Source organism: Methylosinus sp. DMC45 (assembly GCF_056313885.1).
Genome location: NZ_JBQUZK010000046.1, coordinates 162,911 through 178,584 on the forward strand (window position 1 = coordinate 162,911; position 15,674 = coordinate 178,584).

Consider the following 15,674-nt stretch of genomic DNA (forward strand, 5'->3'; position numbering starts at 1 on the left):
AAAGCTCACGAGGCGCGCGGCGCCTCGTCATAGGATTTCTCTTCCACGATCAGAGAGCCGCAGGCGAGGTTGATGCGCTTCTTCAGCGCCGCGCGATGGTCGTTGCGCTGATAGACGCTGCGCGCCAGCGCGATGAATTGCGGGCCGAAATCGCTGCGCTTCTCGCAATTGCGAATATCGTCCTCTATGTTCCACAGCGCGAGATTGGTCTCCTCCAGCTCGCGCGCCAGCGCGTCCAATGCGCCGCCGACGAAGCCGCGCTCGTTGCGCAGTCCTTGCAGCAGAGCCAGCTCGCGCGCGACATTGGCGCGCTTTTCGGCGTCGGCGATCTTGCGCGCCTTTATCTCGAGGATGGTGATGCGATCGATCAGCTCGCCGACCGAGCCGGGAATGAGAATGGCGTCCGCCTCGGCCGGCCGCGCCTGCGGCGCCGCGAGGGCTTCCAGCTCGCGCGCGATGCGCGTGAAGACGTCGCTCCAATCGCCGCGCTTCTCCTGACGGAACAGCCGCGCGCTGTGATACCAGGGACTGTCCTCGCGCTCCAATTGCCAGCGCCATTCCGGCGCATGCTTGATCGCGATCCACACCGGCTTGCCGAGCGCGCCGGCGAGATGAGCGATGGATGTGTCGATCGTCACGACGAGATCGAGATTGGCGATCACCGCCGCCGTATCGACGAAAGCGTCGGCGCCGGCGTCGAAATCCTCGCCGAAGGACATGACGCGCATGGGCGCGTCGCGCAATTGATCGGCGCCGAAATTCTTCTGCAGGCTGTAGAGCCGCACGCCGGGAATAGCGCCGAGCGGCGCGAAAGCCGAGAGCGGCGCGGCGCGCGCATGGTCGGAGCGCGAATGCGCGCTGCCTTGCCAGGCGATTCCGACCTTCAATCCTTCGCCCGAGAGGCGCTCGCGCCACAGCGCCACGCGTTCCGGCTCCGCAGAAAGATAGGAGCCGCCCGGTATCGTCTCCGCGCGCGTGCCGAAGGCGTGCGGCAGGCTGCATAGGGTGACGCAATAATCATAGGCCGCATCCTGCGCCGGAGCGGCGACGATCTCGACGCTGTCGCCGAGGCCGCGCATCAGGCGCTGCAGCGCGGGGCGGCAATGATAGGCGACCTTCGCGCCCGCCTTCGCCAGCAAGGGCGCATAGCGGATGAATTGCAGCGCGTCGCCGAGGCCCGCCTCGTCGAGAATGAGGATGGATTTGCCGGCCAGCGGCTCGCCGCGCCATTCCGGCCAGCGATAGGCGATCTCGGTCTTGGGGCGGTCGTCGAGCACCCAGCGATGCTCGAACAGATCGAGGCCTTCCGCGAACTCGCCGCGCAGCAGCAGCAGCGTGCCCTTATTGGCTTTCGTCTCCGCATGGCGCGGATCGATCTCGAGCGCGCGGTCGAATTCGACTCGCGCCTCGTCGAAGCGGCCGAGCTCCTTCAGCACGATGCCGCGGCCGCAATGCACGTCCGGCTCATTGTCGGCGAGGCGCAGCGCCGTGTCGAAAGAGCCGAGGGCGTTGTCGAGATCGGAACGCCGCATCTCCACCATGCCGCGGCAGCGCCAGGCGAGCGCGAATGTCGGATCGGCGGCGATGGCGGCGAGCGCGCAAGCCTGCGCCTCCTCGAGCCGGCCGAGCTCGAACAGGCACATGCCGCGATTGGTGAGCAGCTTGGGGTCCTGCGGCGCGCGCGCGAGGGCTTCGTCGAATATTGCGAGCGCGGCGGCGTAGCGCTTGGTTTCGTGCAGCGCATTGGCCTTGGTCAGCAGCGCCGGAACATGGCCGGGCGCAAGGCTCAGCACAGTGTCGCAGAAGGAGACGGCCTCCTCGAAGAGTCGCAGAGCGACGAGCGCCGCGAGCGCGCCATCGGCGGCGTCGAGACAGGTGGGATCGAGCGCGAAGGCGCGCGCGAAGCAATCGAGCGCGTCCTCATGCCGCGCGAGCCGCGCGAGCGAAACGGCCTTGTTGCGCAGCGGCGCGGGATCGGCGGGCAGAAGCGCGATGGCGCGATCGTAATCGTCGATCGCGCGCGCATCCTCGCCGATCGCATGCAGCGACAGGCCGCGATTGGCGAAGCCCTGCGCATGATTGGGCGCGCGCGCCAGCAATTGCCCATAGGCTTCGACAGCCTCGCCGCTGCGTCCCGCCATTTGCAGCGCGACGCCGTAATTCAGCCAGCCCTCGACATTGCCGGGATCGAGCTGCAGCGATCGCGCGTGATCGGCGATCGCGGCTTCCGGCCGTCCAGACTTTTGCAACGCCACCGCCCGGCCATAGAGCGCCTGCGCATGATCGGGCTCGACTGCGATCGCCTTGCCGAAATGATCGATCGCCGCTTCATGCTGTCCGACCGAGACGCGGACGAGCCCGGCGAGATAGCTCGCGAAAGCATTTCGGTCGACCAGCGCGCGGGATGCGTCGATTTTTCGCAGCGCGGTCGTGAGGTCGTCCGCGCGCAGGCTCGCCATGAGATCGGCGAGCAATTCGCTCGCATCCGCGGGCCGCGGCGTCGCGGCCAGATGTCGTTTCTGCTGTTTCGATTTCAATGAGCTGGCCTCGACGCAGAGGGGCGAAGCTTTCGACTAGCGAGGCGAGCTTGTCTCGGACTGACGTCCAATATTTTATAGACGTTATAATGTTGCGTGCGACAACACAGTGCGATGCAGCGATGAAATTGTGACGCGTTAGTAATGCCTAAACTTCCCGGATAGCTTAATCGTTACCGATCAGGATTCGCGAATCGATTCGCCTTGTCGGGGACGAGTCGTATTCGGCGTTTAACGAATTGCGGGAGCAAAAGATGGCCGAGCCTTCCAAGAGCAGCGCGTCTCTGAACGACAGTCTGGCGTTCATGGAGATGAACGAGGCGGCTCGCGGCGCCTTGCGCCAGGCCAAGCCGGTCATCTCGAAGGCTCTCGGCCCGGCTCTCGACGCATTTTACGACAAGGTTCGCGGCGACGCGAAGCTGCGCGGCTTCTTCTCCGACGAGCGCCATATGGCGGCGGCGAAAGCCGCGCAGATGCGTCATTGGTCGCAGATCACGGAGGCCGAGTTCGGCGTGGAATATGTGCGCATGGTGACGGCCGTCGGCCAGGCGCACGCCCGCATCGGCTTGGAGCCGAGCTTCTATATCTCCGCTTATGCGCTCATCACCGAGCGTCTGATTCAGGCCATTGTCGAGGATAATCTCTCGGGCTCCATGCTCGCCGGCAAGACGCGCGTCGATCGCACCTCCCGCTGCGTCGCCGCGCTCGCCAAGGCCGTCTTCCTCGACATGAATCTCTCCGTGTCCGTCTATCTCGACGTTCTGCGCGAGGAGCGCCGCGTCGCCGAGGCGCAGCGCGCCGACGCCGAGGCGCATCAGCGCCACGCGCTCGATGTGATGGCGAATGCGCTCGAGGAGCTCGCGCGCGGCGATCTGCAGCGGCGCGTCGTCGACAAGCTCGACGGCGGCTTCGACAAGATCAAGGAAGACTTCAACAACGCGGCCGCCAAGCTCGCCACCGCCTTCGCCGATGTGGGCGCCTCGGCGAGCGCGATCCGCTCCTCCAGCGTCGAGATCGCCAAGGCGTCCGACAATCTCGCGCGCCGCACCGAGGCGCAGGCCGCCAATCTCGAGCAGACGGCCGCCGCGCTCGAGGAGATCACCGCGACGGTGAACAAGACCGCCGACAGCACGCGCCATGCGAGCGAGGTCTTCGACGTGACGCGCTCCGACGCCGAAAAGGGCGGCGCCATTGTGCGCGACGCCGTGGAGGCGATGCGGCGCATCGAGAATTCGACGCGCGACATCGGCAAGATCATCGGCGTCATCGACGAGATCGCCTTTCAGACCAATCTTCTCGCGCTCAACGCCGGCGTCGAGGCGGCGCGCGCGGGCGAGGCGGGACGCGGCTTCGCCGTCGTCGCCTCGGAAGTGCGCGCGCTGGCGCAGCGCTCGGCGGAGGCGGCCAAGGAGATCAAGGCGCTGATCGCCGCCTCGACCTCGCAGGTGGAGAATGGCGTGGTGCTGGTGACGGAGACGGGCGCGGCGCTGGAGCGCATCGTCTCGCAGGTCGGCGAGGTGAGCCGCGTTGTCACCGATATCGCCGCCGGCTCGCGCGAGCAGGCGACTGGCCTCACCGAGGTCAATCGCGCCGTCGGCCAGCTCGACAGCATGACGCAGCAGAACGCCACAATGGTCGAGGAGACGACGGCGGCGAGCCACAGCCTCAGTCATGAGGCGGAAGAGCTCGCGAGCCTCATTTCCGTTTTCCGCATCGAGCGCGGCGATGGCGCGCGTCCGGCGTCCGCTCCGCGCGCGAGCGAGCGGCGTGCCGAGGCGGCTCCGGCTCCGGCGCGGCGGCGCGCCGCTTCCGCCGGCGGCCGCGGCGCCTCGGCTCCGGCCGCGGACGAGGGCTGGGAAGAGTTCTGATCGTTCGAATGCAGACAAAATATAGGCCGCTTCTTTCACAATATGCGCCAGAGGATTGATCTGGCGCATATTTTTTTGCGCCGCCGGCATAGTAGAACAAAAGAGCGCGCTAAGTAGTTTCCACAGGAAGCCTGCCGGCCGCGCCTGTCTTACAAGCCACCGAATCCCTAAGCGAGGCGCGAGCTCTCGCCTCTTAATGCGCGTCGCCGACGGCTCGAACGCGACGTCCGCAAATCGCGCGGTCCGCAGCCGCGCCGTGGTGGGAAAGACCTTCCCGGCTCGGGCGCCTCATGACGCCCGCGTCTTGGAAGGGGAGAGGAAGTCGGTGGACGAGCAAGGCGACCAGCTTCAGGATATCGAGGATCTGCGTCGGCTTCTTCTCGAGGCCGGGCAGAGCCGCGAGCGTCTCGGAGCGCGAACGGCGCCGGCTGCGTCCTCGGCGCCCAGCGAGGGCGCCGAGCATTTCTGCCGTCGTCTGCTCGAGCAGATGCGCGAGGGCTCGATCGAGCTTTCGCCCGACGGCGTGATCCTGCATTGCAATCGCCAGTTTCGCGAGATGATCGGCCGCCCGGCGGCGCAGCTCATCGGCGACAACATGCTCGATCACATCGCGCCCGATCAGGCCGAGCGTTTCGCCGCCTTTTTCGCGGCGCCGGAGGCGGCGAGCCGCGAGTTCGAGATTCGCCGCGCCGACGGCTCGCTGCTGTCGGCGAGCGTCGAGCTAGGCGCGCCGGCGGAGGATGCGCGGCCGCGCCTCGCCATCGTCACCGATCTCACCCAGATGAAATGGATGGAGCGCTCCTTCGCCGCCAATGAGGCGTTGCGCGAGCGCGAGAAATGGTCGCGGCTCGCCGTGGCCGCCGGCGGCGTCGGCATTTTCGACGTGGATCTTCTCACCGGGACGAGCCGCTTCTCCGTCACCATGCACGAGATTTTGGGATTGGCGCCGGATCAGACGCTCTGCTTCGCAGAGGCGGACGCTATGCTGGTCGAGGCGGACAAAGGCGATTTCGAGCGCAAGTTTCTCGAGGCCTGCGCGGGCGCCAAGAATGGCGAGTGGAGCCATGAGATGCGCATCAGGCGCATGGACGGCGCCTTGCGCTGGATCGCTCTCGCCGGACAATTCGAGTTCCGCCGCACCTCGCGCGGCGTCGTCGCGACGCGCGCGATCGGCGCCGCGATCGATGTGACCGACCGCCGCGAGATCGAGGATTCTCTGCGGCGCAGCAATGAGCGCCTGCGCCTCGCGCTCGCGGCCGGCGCGATCGGCAGCTGGGAATACGACGTCGCTGCGGACGTCACCGAGGCCGATCAGAAATATCGCGAGATCTATGGCTTTCCTGCAGATCAGCCGCTCTCGCCGGATGTGGTCTTCGCCATAGTGCATGAGGATGACGTCGCGTCGGTGCGCCAGTCGGTGCGCTCGGCGCTCGATCCGCATGGCGAGGGGCGCTATCAGGCGGAGTTTCGCATTCACAGAAAGAGCGATGGCGCTCTGCGCTGGATCGCATGTCGCGCCGAGGCCTCGGTCGAGAATGGCCGCGCCGTGCGGCTCATCGGCGTCGTCAGCGACATCACCGAGAAAAAGGCGATCGAGGCCGAATTGCGCGAGAAGGCGCGGCTCGCCGATCAGCTCGCCGGCGTCGCCGCCTCCGTGCCCGGCCTCATCGCTTCTTATCGGCTCGGCCCCGACGGCAAGGCCTCGATGCCATATACCTCGCCCAATGTAGAAGACATTTACGGCATGGACGCCGAGACATTGCGGCAGGGCGTCGACGACAAGTTCGCGCGCGTTCATCCCGACGATCTTCCGCATGTTCTCGCCAGCATCGCCGAATCGGCGCGCTCGATGAGCGTATGGCGCGAGAGCTATCGCTATAATCATCCGCGCAAGGGCTGGATATGGGTGGATGCGCAGTCGAAGCCGACGCGCGAGCCCGACGGCGCGACTCTGTGGCACGGCTATCTGCAGGACGTCACCGAGCGCAAGCGCATAGAGCAGGCGCTGGTGGACAAGGAGGCGCGCCTCTACGCCACAGTGGAAGGCGCGCATGACGCCATTCTCACCGTCGATGAGAAAGGCGCGATCCAATCGCTCAACTCCGCCGCCGTGCGCATGTTCGGTTATGCGGAGGCGGAGGCGATCGGCGCGCATGTCGAGACCTTGGTGCCCGTGCGCCTCTTCGGCGGCCGCAAGGCCGGCGCCGGCTCCGGCGCCTGCTTCATGGACGGGAGGGAGCCGCTCGGCAATGTCGTGGAGACGCAGGGCCGTCGCAAGGACGGCGGCTTGTTTCCCGTCGATCTCGCGGTCAGCGAGGCCTCCTATCATGGATGCCGGCTCTATATCGCCTTCATCCGCGACCTCACCGAGCGGCGCAAGATCGAGGCGCGCATGCAGAAGCTGCATGCCGAGCGGCTGGATGCGGTGGGCGAGCTCGCGGCCGGCCTCGCGCATGAGCTCAATCAGCCGCTCTCGGCGACCGCCATCTATCTGAAGGCGGCGCGCCGCCTGCTGCAAATGCCGGTCGAGCAGCGCCCCGCGAATGTGGAGGACGCGCTCGACAACGCAGCGACGCAGATCGTGCGCGCCGGCCAGATCATCGCGCATCTGCGCGAGTTCATCTCGCGCGGCGAGCCGGACAAGACATTGCAGAATCTGCACGACATTCTCGATGAGGCGCATGAGCTCGTCATCGTCGAAGCCAAGCAGTCAAACATAAATGTCGTCTTGCGCCTCGACGCCGCCGATGATCGCATTCTCGCCGATCGCGTGCAGATCAAGCAGGTGCTGGTCAATCTCATGCGCAATGCGCGCGACGCGATGAGCGCCTCGCGCACGCGTAGGATGACGATCTCGACCGCGCTCTGCGGCCGCTCCATGGTGCGGCTCGACGTCGCCGACACGGGCGCCGGCCTCTCCGAGGAAGCGCGCGCGAGCCTCTTCGAGCCCTTTGCGACGACGAAGCCCAACGGCCTCGGCGTCGGCCTCACCATCGCGCGTTCGATCGTCGAGGCGCATTACGGAAAAATCTGGGCCGGTCCCAATAGCGACGGCGGCGCGACATTCAGCTTTACGCTGCCGCTGGCCGCGATGGAGGAGGAAGAGTGAGCGAGCCGACTGTGCATGTCATCGACGACGACGCCGCCGTTCGCGACGCGCTGCGCTTGCTGTTGCGAACCGAAGGCCATGAGGTGACGACGCATGGATCGGCGGTCGATTTTCTCGCCGGAGTCGATCGCGCCGCCACGGGCTGCATCGTCACCGACGTCCGCATGCCGGAGATGACCGGCATAGAGCTGCTGCTGAAGGTGAAGAACATGGGGCTGTCGCTGCCCGTGGTGGTGATCTCCGCCCATGCCGATGTGCCGCTCGCCGTGCAGGCGATGAAGGAGGGCGCGCTCGATCTTCTCGAGAAGCCCTTCACCGACGAATCGCTGCTCTCCGCCGTGCGTCAGGCGCTCGCTTATGACAGCGGCAAGCGCGCGCGCGATCTGCAGGCGCAGGAGATACAGCGCCGGCTCACCACGCTGACGAGCCGCGAGAACGAGGTGCTGGCCGCTCTGCTGCGCGGCCAGCCCAACAAGATCATCGCTCATGAGCTCGGCATCAGCGTGCGCACGGTGGAGGTGCATCGCGCCAATGTGATGGCCAAGATGCAGGCCGGCAGCCTGCCGGAGCTGGTGCGCATGTCGCTGGTGCAGGCGCCGCGGGCGGAGCGCGAGGCGGAGGGCCAGAGCGCGGAAACGGGCCAGCCCAATGGCGAGGCGACGAGCGAGAGATGACGCGGCGAGCGCCGGCTCTGCATTATCCATAGGTAGAAATTCACGAAATTTCACGCGGGCCTCAAGAGACCGGCGAGGCCGCATTTTGGGAATGGACCCCACCGTGTTTCGATCGTCGATCCTCGACCCGCGACCAAGGGCCATATTGGTTTGCATCGCCGAGAGGCGCCATCCGCGCGAGCCGGACGCGCTCGAGACATCTGGCGCGCGGCTGCTGCGGCGATGGGAGGCCGCCGGCCTGCCGACAGTCTTCGTGGAGCGCGATCTCGCTCTGCAGCGGGCGGGCTCCGCCGGCGCGGGCGAGACCTCGCTGCGCGCCGAGGCGCCGTCGCTGCTGCGCGACGCCGGCTTTCTGCGGCTGTTCGAGGGCCTCGGCGGCCCGCTGCTGATTCTGCTCGGCGACGCGCTCGGCGATCTCGCTCTCGAGACCGCGATCGACGGATTTCTCGCCGGCCATCCGATCATAGTGGTGAAGGACGCCGCGCCCTTTCCGCAGGGGGCGGCGGAGGAGAGCGCCGCCGCGCGCGCCGCCGCTCTGCCGCTCCTCTCCTGCTTCGCGCGGCTGATGGGGGCGGAGGAGCTTGCGCGGGAGTGGACAGGCGTCGACTGATCCCCCGCGATGGCGCAGCGCGCGCTTGTCTCGGCGCGCGCCTTGGGCCAGTCTCCCGCTGCGGCGCAATAGGGCGAGGCAGGGGAGTAGAGCATGGATATCAAGGAGCGGCTCCGGGACATTCTAGAGCGCGCCAAGCGCATCATATCGTCGCCCAAGACGGAGTGGGCGGCGATCGAGGCGGAGCAGACGACCGCGCTCGATCTCTATCGCAATTACATCCTCTATCTGGCGGCGGTGCCGGCCATCGCCAATTTCCTCGGCGGCTGGCTGTTCGGCTTCTCGCGCGGCTCCAATGTCGTGCATTACTCCTTCCTCACCGGCCTCATCCGCGCGGCGCTGCAATATGGGCTCGGCCTGCCGCTGCTCTATGGCGTGGCTCTGGTGATCTCGATGCTGGCGCCCAGCTTCGAGGGCAAGCGCGACGATCTGCGCGCGCTGAAGCTCATCGCCTATTCCTACACGCCCATCTGGCTCGCCGAAATATTCGGCCTCGTCCCGGGCCTGCGCTGGCTCGACGTGCTCGGCGTCTTCGCGGTTTATCTCTTCTATGTCGGCGTCTCGCGAATGATGCGCAGCAAGGAGGAATATTCGGACGTCTACACGGCGGCTGCCCTGGTGCTCGGCATTGCGACATCCTTTCTGCACGGGCTGATCGTCCATATGCTGGTCCCGACGCCGACCGTGTGAGGCGGGGCGTTTCGCTCCTCTAGAGTCATTCCGGTTCAGATCGAATCGGAATGACTCTCGTCTCTTCGCTCGGACCTGATGTCGTCACGCGAACCGATGGTTCTGATGCGCGACGCCTTCCAAATAGGATTATCGTCCGGCCGCGCCGATGCGCCCGGCGCCTCGTGGCGGCGGGGGAGGAGGGCGGCTCGGGACGCTCCGGCCCCTTTCGGCCGCAGCGCGAAGAAATATGCGTGGTTTCGGAGCGTCCCGAAACGCGGCTTCGCCTTCTCATCGACGTCCCGAGGCGTTTTCGGACCCGCGAATCCTGGGTTTTCACGTGCAAGACCCGATCGCTTCCGAATGCCTGTGTTCACGGAACGGCTCTCACTCTCCCTATGGACGGGAGAGAAACGCCGGTCCGGCGACGCGCCGCCTGTCCAGGGACGGGGGTCGCCGTCCCGGATGGAGCCGGCCCCCACCAGCGCTCCACGACCCGAGGAACGCGCCCTTGCGTCAGCGAGAGCGAGGGAGATATAGGAATATTTTCATGATGCGTTGAGGGCCGGCGGTGGGGAGATTCGGCTTTTGACCCGTTGCAGACATCGGGGGTGGGCCATATGAATCATCCATCAGCGCTGACGCCGTCCAAGTGACGCGTTCCCGCCGCTCGGTATACATTGTCAGAACTATGGATGAAACGATCACGCTATGGCGGCCCGTTGGGCCGAAGGAACTCGCCTTGATCAAGGCAACGGGAATGCGGGCATTTCCGCCCCGCCTTCCTGAACAGCCGATTTTCTATCCGGTAATCAGCGAGGACTACGCCATCAAAATCGCCCGAGATTGGAATGTGGCCGCTGACGGCGCGGGATTCGTCACCCGCTTCCTCGTCCGGAAGGCGTATATCGACGGCTTCGTCGCGCAAGAAGCTGGCGGTAACTCCCATCTCGAATACTGGATTCCAGCGTCGGAACTCGATGCCTTCAACGCGGCTATCGTGGGCCAGATTGAAGTTGTGCAAACGTTCCGCTGAACAATGTGACGTGCCCCGCTCAGATGCAGAATTCTTGAGTTGTGCACATGGACGGAAATTGTTGCCGCAACGACCGGCAGCTACCAGCTGTCAGATATCGCTAAATGGGTTCAGTTTAAGGCTTTTGATCACTGTGCGGCAGGCGGCCTCACCAGCCGTCTTGGCCCAACGCTCGGTCTCCTCGATCTCTGGCTGTAAATCCAACAAGGCATTGGGATGCCAAAACTGTCGTGCGCACTCCGCTGGAAAACGGTCAGTTTCACAATCTATGGCGACAAAGGGCAGAAACTCATCCGATCTTTCAAGGCGCGCGGCCTTTAGCAGCCCGACGATCGAACTGCTGCCCGCCATGTACGAAAGCTCTCCGGCCAACATCTTCTTCGCTAAATCAATGATGGCCGCCCGAGCCGCTTCGATCTCGTTCAGGTTGATGCTCATCCAGCTTTGATAGCTCTGCGCACAACGCCCGTGAAGTCAACTTCGGTAAGACTAATTCGCCGTACAAAATTATTGAGTTTCGAAACATCTGTGCAGCGGCAATGGCCAATTTCCCGTGTCAGGACTGTCCTGACAATATGTCAGACCAGCCCTTACAATAAGGCAAATCCATAGACCCACATGAAACTGCCACTCAAAAAAATTCTGTGCTGCTCCTTCTGCGGTAAATCGGAGCACCAAGTCACCAAGCTGGCGGCCGGTCCTGGCGGCATACACATTTGCGACGAATGCGTGGAAGCCTGTCGCCTGTTCATGAGCGGAGAGGCGGCGTTGCCGCGCGATTTCGAGCCGACGAACTGGCCGACCGAGCGATTGCTCGAAGTGCTCGGGCCCCTGAACGCCACGGCGGAGGCGCATCGTCGTCACCTCGGTGCAGTTGTTGACGCTCTGAGAGCGCGAGACATCAGTTGGGCGGCGATTGGCGAAAAGCTCGGCGTTTCGCGCCAAACGGCGTGGGAGCGGTTCGGTTAAAGCTACTCCGGCTGCCCGTCGGACTCGCATAATTGCCCATTATGATGCGAGTGAAGGTCTGCAATTGGCGCGACATCGCCGTTCGTGCGGGCGACGACCGACGCCCGATCGGCTAGAATGCGTCATGACGATCAAAATCTACATCGACGGCGACGCATGCCCTGTGAAAGACGAGACCTATAAGGTCGCCTCTCGCTATGGGTTGCAGACTTTCGTCGTTTCCAACAGCTTCATGCAAATTCCGCGATCGCCGCTGATCTCGAGAATCATCGTCGAGGCGGGGGCCGACGCGGCCGATGATTGGATCGCCGAGCAGGTCGCCGCCGGAGATGTGGTCGTCACCGCCGATATTCCTTTGGCCGCGCGTGTATTGGCGAAGGAGGCGCACGCCATCGCGCCCTATGGCCGCGCCTTCACCAAGGATTCGATCGGTCTGGCGCTCGCGCAGCGCTCGCTCATGGAGCATATACGCTCGACGGGCGAGGTCACCGGCGGGCCGCCGCCGTTTTCTTCGGCCGCCCGGTCGCAGTTCCTTCAGGCCCTGGACCAGGCCATCGCCAGAGAACAGAGGCGGCGGCGATAGGCCGGCGCCCGCCCCATTTCACCGAATCGCTCCCCTCCTATAGATTGCTGCGCTCCATTCACCGCCGGCTTCCTTCATGCGCGTTCGCCGTCTCGATCCCATTCTCGTCGATCGCATCGCCGCCGGCGAGGTGATCGAGCGGCCGGCCTCCGCCGTCAAGGAACTGGTCGAGAATGCGCTCGACGCCGGCGCCGCGCGCATCGATGTCGCCATTGAGGCGGGCGGGCGGCGGCTCATTCGCGTGATCGACGATGGATGCGGCATGAGCGCCGAGGATCTGGCGCTCGCCGTCGAGCGCCACGCCACATCGAAAATCCCCGATGGCGATCTGACCGCCATAGCGACGCTCGGCTTTCGCGGCGAGGCGCTGCCCTCCATCGCCGCGGTCGCCGATCTGACCATCGACGCGCGCGCCGCCGGCGCCGAGGTCGGCGCGCAGATAAGGGTGGAGGCGGGCGAGAAGCGCGGGCTCAGGGCCAGCAATTGGCCCAAGGGCGCGCGGGTGGAGGCGCGCGATCTCTTCGCGGCGACGCCGGCGCGGCTCAAATTTTTGAAAACCGAGCGGGCGGAGACGGCGGCCGTCGCCGATGTGGTCAAACGGCTGGCCATGGCCAATCCGGCCGTGCGCTTCTCCTTCGCGGCGGATATGGGCGCCTCTTTCGATTATCCCGCCTGCGGCGCTTCCGAGGAGGGGCGGGCGCGGCGCATCGCCCAGGCGCTGGGGACGGAATTCGCCGATAATGCGATCACGCTGCATGCGGAGCGCGAGGCGTTCCGCCTCGAAGGGCTCGCCGGCCTGCCGACCTTTCATCGCGCCAATGCGCTGATGCAATATGTCTATGTGAACGGCCGTCCGGTGCGCGACAAGCTGTTCTCGGGCGCGATTCGGGCCGCCTATCTCGATTTTCTCTCGCATGACCGCCATCCGGCGCTGGCGCTGTTCCTGGAATGCGATCCGCGCGTCGTCGATGTGAATGTCCATCCGGCCAAGGCGGAGGTGCGCTTTTCCGATCCCGGCCGCGCGCGCGGCCTGGTGGTGGGCGCGCTGAAGGAGGCGCTGGCCTCGGCGCTCCATCGCAGCGCCGACACGCCGGCCCGCGCGGCGCTGGATGTGCTGGCCGAGCGGGCCAGAACCGCGCCCGGGCGGGAATGGTCGCCGGCTTCCGGCGGCGGAGGCTTCTCTTCCTTCGGCGGGCCGCCGCGCAGCCGGGCGCTCGACTGGAATGTGCGCAGCTCGCCCAGCGCCCCGGCCGGCTTTGCGGAGCCGCCGCAAGCGGCTTTCGACGTCGGCCCGCCTTCGGCCGACGCGCGGCCTGCCGCCGCGCCGCCCGCGGCCGCTGCTGTGGAAAACCCGCTCGGCGCGGCGCGGGCGCAGCTGCACGAGACCTATATTGTCGCGCAGACCAAGGACGGGCTCGTCATCGTCGATCAGCACGCCGCGCATGAGCGGCTCGTCTATGAGAAATTGAAGGCGCAGCGGGAGGCGGAGGGCGTCGCCCGCCAGCTGCTGCTGGTTCCGCGCGTCGTCGAGCTGGATGCGACGCGGCTCGACGCGCTGCTGTCGGCGCAGGAGGAGCTGTCCGCCCTCGGCCTGGCGCTGGAGCCTTTCGGTCCGGGCGCCGCGCTGGTGCGGGAGACGCCGGCGGCGCTCGGCGACATAGATGTCGGAAGGCTCGTCGAGGATATCGCCGATCTCCTCGCCGAGGAGGGGGACGCGCGTGGGTTGACCCGGCGGCTCGACGCGCTTTTGTCGCGGGTCGCCTGTCATCATTCGGTGCGCGCCGGCCGCCGGCTGACGGCGGAGGAGATGAACGCCCTGCTGCGCGAGATGGAGAAAACGCCGGGCGCCGGCCAGTGCAATCACGGCCGGCCGACCTATGTGGAGCTGAAGCTCGCCGACATAGAGAAGCTGTTCGGGCGCGGCTGAGGGGCGGAAGACGCGGAAAAACCCTTAAGTCCGGGCGCGGCCGAGCGCTTTGATTTCAGGGCGGCGACGTGGCATTGTCGCGGCGCGACATTCGGCCCCCCGAAGGGAAAATGACAGCGCCCGAGCCAGAGCGAAGGAACGCCGCGCCTTGATCGAACAAGCGATGTATTTCGCGCTCGGGTTCCTCGCGGCCGGGCTGTTCACGCTGATGTTCCTGCCCGCCTTCTGGCGGCGGGCCATGCGTCTGTCGTTGCGCCGACTGAATATGCTGACGCCGCTCTCGATCGAGAAAATGGTGGCGGAGCGCGATCTGCTGCGCGGCGAGCTGGCCGTGCGCTATCGCCGGCTCGAGCAGCAGATGGCGGCGGTCCGCTCCACCAAGGCGCAGGACATGGTCGAGATCGGCCGCAACGCCGCCCGCGTCGCGCAGCTCGACGGCGCGCTGACGCAGGCCGTCGCCCGCGGCGATGAGTTCGAGCGCAAGTTCAACGAGACCAGCGGCTTCCTCGAGGAGCGCACGGCGCTGCTGCAATCGACGGAAACCGCGCTGCACGACATGACCGATCGTGTCGAGACGCTGATCTACAATCTGCGCAATGTGGAGATGGACAAGGAGCAGCTCGCCCGCCTCAGCCAGGAGAGCCGCGCCGAGGTCGCGACCCATGAGTCGAGCATCGCCAGCCTGCATGTGCAGAACGCCGAGCTGCGCCAGAGGCTGGAGGCGCTGCAGACGGAATTCGCCGCCGCCTCCGCCGTGGCGGAGCGCCTCTCCGCCGTCGACGGCGTGCTGGCGCGCACGACGCGCGAGCTCGACGCCGCCGTGCTGGAGACCGCCGATCTGAAAAAGGATCTCGACGAGACCCGCGCGCGGCTGGCGGCGCTGGAGCATAGCTCCGCGGCCGAGATCGCGCATCTCGAGGCGGCTCTGCGCGTCGCCCGCGCCGAGGAGCGCGACCATGCCGACCGGCTGGAGACGGCGCGTTCCGACAATGCGCTGCTGCAAGGGGCGATGGACGCGCTGCGCAAGGAGCATGCGAGCCTGCGCGAAACGATCGCCGCGACGGCCCCGGCGGCGGCGCCCGCCGAGGCGGCCGCGACCGGCGACCGCGAGGTGCTGGTTCTGCGCCAAGCGATCGTCGATCTCGGCGTGCGAATGGCGGAGATCGCCGCTGCCACCGCCGCCGATCCGGGCGAGGCCGCACAGTCGAAGCGGGCCTGAGCGGGGCTTTCGCGGCCCCGCCCGGCTTTGTTCCGAGCCTTTTAGTGCTGCTGCGGCGGCAGCTTGCCTTCCGGCGTCGCCTTGTCGACGACCTTGGGCAGATATTCGGCCAGCGCCGCCGAGACCTTGTCCAGCGGAATGCCGAATTTATTGCCGAGCTCCTTCACGCGATCGGAGCCGAGCGTCTGCTGCACCTGCTCCGCGGAGATGGGCAGATTGGGGCCGGTGCCGACCCAGGACTTCACCTTCTCGCCATAGCCGCTCTTCTCGAAGTCCTTGATGACATTCTCCAATCCGCCGCGCTTTTCGATATAGCCGTTGATCAGAGAGGCGAGCTCGACGCCGATCGCGCCGCCGATGATTCCGTCCAGCAGACCCATTTTTCGTCCTCCTTGGCAAAAGCCGGAGCGCCCACGGCCCCGAGGGGCCACGGCGACGCTGCTCACTTAGGGCGCGCCCCGGCCGCGTCGATG

Annotated in this window: 12 protein-coding genes and 1 pseudogene; 10 read left to right on the forward strand and 3 right to left on the reverse strand. The window is 66.1% G+C overall.

The annotated features are described in order from the left end of the window. Positions 1-5: 5 nt before the first annotated feature. Positions 6-2,537, reverse strand: coding sequence for a tetratricopeptide repeat protein (locus ACT53T_RS14675; RefSeq protein ID WP_476161761.1), 2,532 nt, complete (start codon positions 2,535-2,537; stop codon positions 6-8). A 254-nt stretch (positions 2,538-2,791) separates the two neighbouring features. Between ACT53T_RS14675 and ACT53T_RS14680 the strand changes: the two genes are divergently transcribed. The 6 genes from ACT53T_RS14680 (at position 2,792) to ACT53T_RS14705 (ending at position 10,503) form a co-directional block, all read left to right on the forward strand. Beyond that, on the forward strand, positions 2,792-4,405 hold the full coding sequence (locus ACT53T_RS14680; RefSeq protein ID WP_476161762.1) for a methyl-accepting chemotaxis protein: 1,614 nt from the start codon (positions 2,792-2,794) through the stop codon (positions 4,403-4,405). A gap of 325 nt (positions 4,406-4,730) precedes the next feature. Next, a complete protein-coding gene (locus ACT53T_RS14685; RefSeq protein WP_476161763.1) occupies positions 4,731-7,514 on the forward strand; it encodes a PAS domain S-box protein in 2,784 nt (927 codons plus the stop codon). Beyond that, on the forward strand, positions 7,511-8,188 hold the full coding sequence (gene fixJ, locus ACT53T_RS14690) for a response regulator FixJ (RefSeq protein WP_400769425.1): 678 nt from the start codon (positions 7,511-7,513) through the stop codon (positions 8,186-8,188). The genes ACT53T_RS14685 and fixJ overlap by 4 nt, the downstream gene beginning before the upstream one ends. An 85-nt stretch (positions 8,189-8,273) precedes the next feature. Beyond that, the gene (locus ACT53T_RS14695; protein WP_476161764.1) at positions 8,274-8,798 is read left to right on the forward strand and encodes a hypothetical protein; all 525 of its coding nucleotides are present in this window, start codon (positions 8,274-8,276) and stop codon (positions 8,796-8,798) included. A 93-nt stretch (positions 8,799-8,891) separates the two neighbouring features. Further along, positions 8,892-9,488 carry a Yip1 family protein gene (locus ACT53T_RS14700; RefSeq protein ID WP_400769421.1) on the forward strand — a complete coding sequence of 199 codons (597 nt, stop codon included), beginning with the start codon at positions 8,892-8,894 and terminating at the stop codon, positions 9,486-9,488. 670 nt (positions 9,489-10,158) lie between these two features. Then, positions 10,159-10,503 carry an ADP-ribosylation/crystallin J1 gene (locus ACT53T_RS14705; RefSeq protein WP_196409075.1) on the forward strand — a complete coding sequence of 115 codons (345 nt, stop codon included), beginning with the start codon at positions 10,159-10,161 and terminating at the stop codon, positions 10,501-10,503. A 90-nt stretch (positions 10,504-10,593) separates the two neighbouring features. Here the strand turns inward: ACT53T_RS14705 and ACT53T_RS14710 are convergent, their stop codons facing one another. After that, positions 10,594-10,941, reverse strand: coding sequence for a hypothetical protein (locus ACT53T_RS14710; RefSeq protein ID WP_476161765.1), 348 nt, complete (start codon positions 10,939-10,941; stop codon positions 10,594-10,596). A 180-nt stretch (positions 10,942-11,121) separates the two neighbouring features. Here ACT53T_RS14710 and ACT53T_RS14715 point away from each other — a divergent pair. From ACT53T_RS14715 to ACT53T_RS14730, 4 genes and pseudogenes are all read left to right on the forward strand, one after another. Next, positions 11,122-11,244 (forward strand): annotated as a pseudogene (locus ACT53T_RS14715) (ClpX C4-type zinc finger protein); the annotation flags it as partial. A gap of 352 nt (positions 11,245-11,596) precedes the next feature. Continuing rightward, positions 11,597-12,055 (forward strand): YaiI/YqxD family protein, encoded by a 459-nt coding sequence (locus ACT53T_RS14720; protein ID WP_476161766.1) that lies wholly within the window; start codon positions 11,597-11,599, stop codon positions 12,053-12,055. A 76-nt stretch (positions 12,056-12,131) separates the two neighbouring features. Further along, on the forward strand, positions 12,132-13,982 hold the full coding sequence (gene mutL / locus ACT53T_RS14725) for a DNA mismatch repair endonuclease MutL (RefSeq protein ID WP_476161767.1): 1,851 nt from the start codon (positions 12,132-12,134) through the stop codon (positions 13,980-13,982). A 148-nt stretch (positions 13,983-14,130) separates the two neighbouring features. Beyond that, positions 14,131-15,201: a hypothetical protein gene (locus ACT53T_RS14730; RefSeq protein ID WP_476161768.1), complete on the forward strand. Its 1,071-nt coding sequence runs from the start codon at positions 14,131-14,133 to the stop codon at positions 15,199-15,201. Between the two features lie 41 nt (positions 15,202-15,242). Here ACT53T_RS14730 and ACT53T_RS14735 read toward each other — a convergent pair whose 3' ends face one another. Beyond that, positions 15,243-15,647, reverse strand: a complete 405-nt coding sequence (locus tag ACT53T_RS14735) for a YidB family protein (protein WP_476161769.1) — start codon at positions 15,645-15,647, stop codon at positions 15,243-15,245. Between the last annotated feature and the right edge of the window lie 27 nt (positions 15,648-15,674).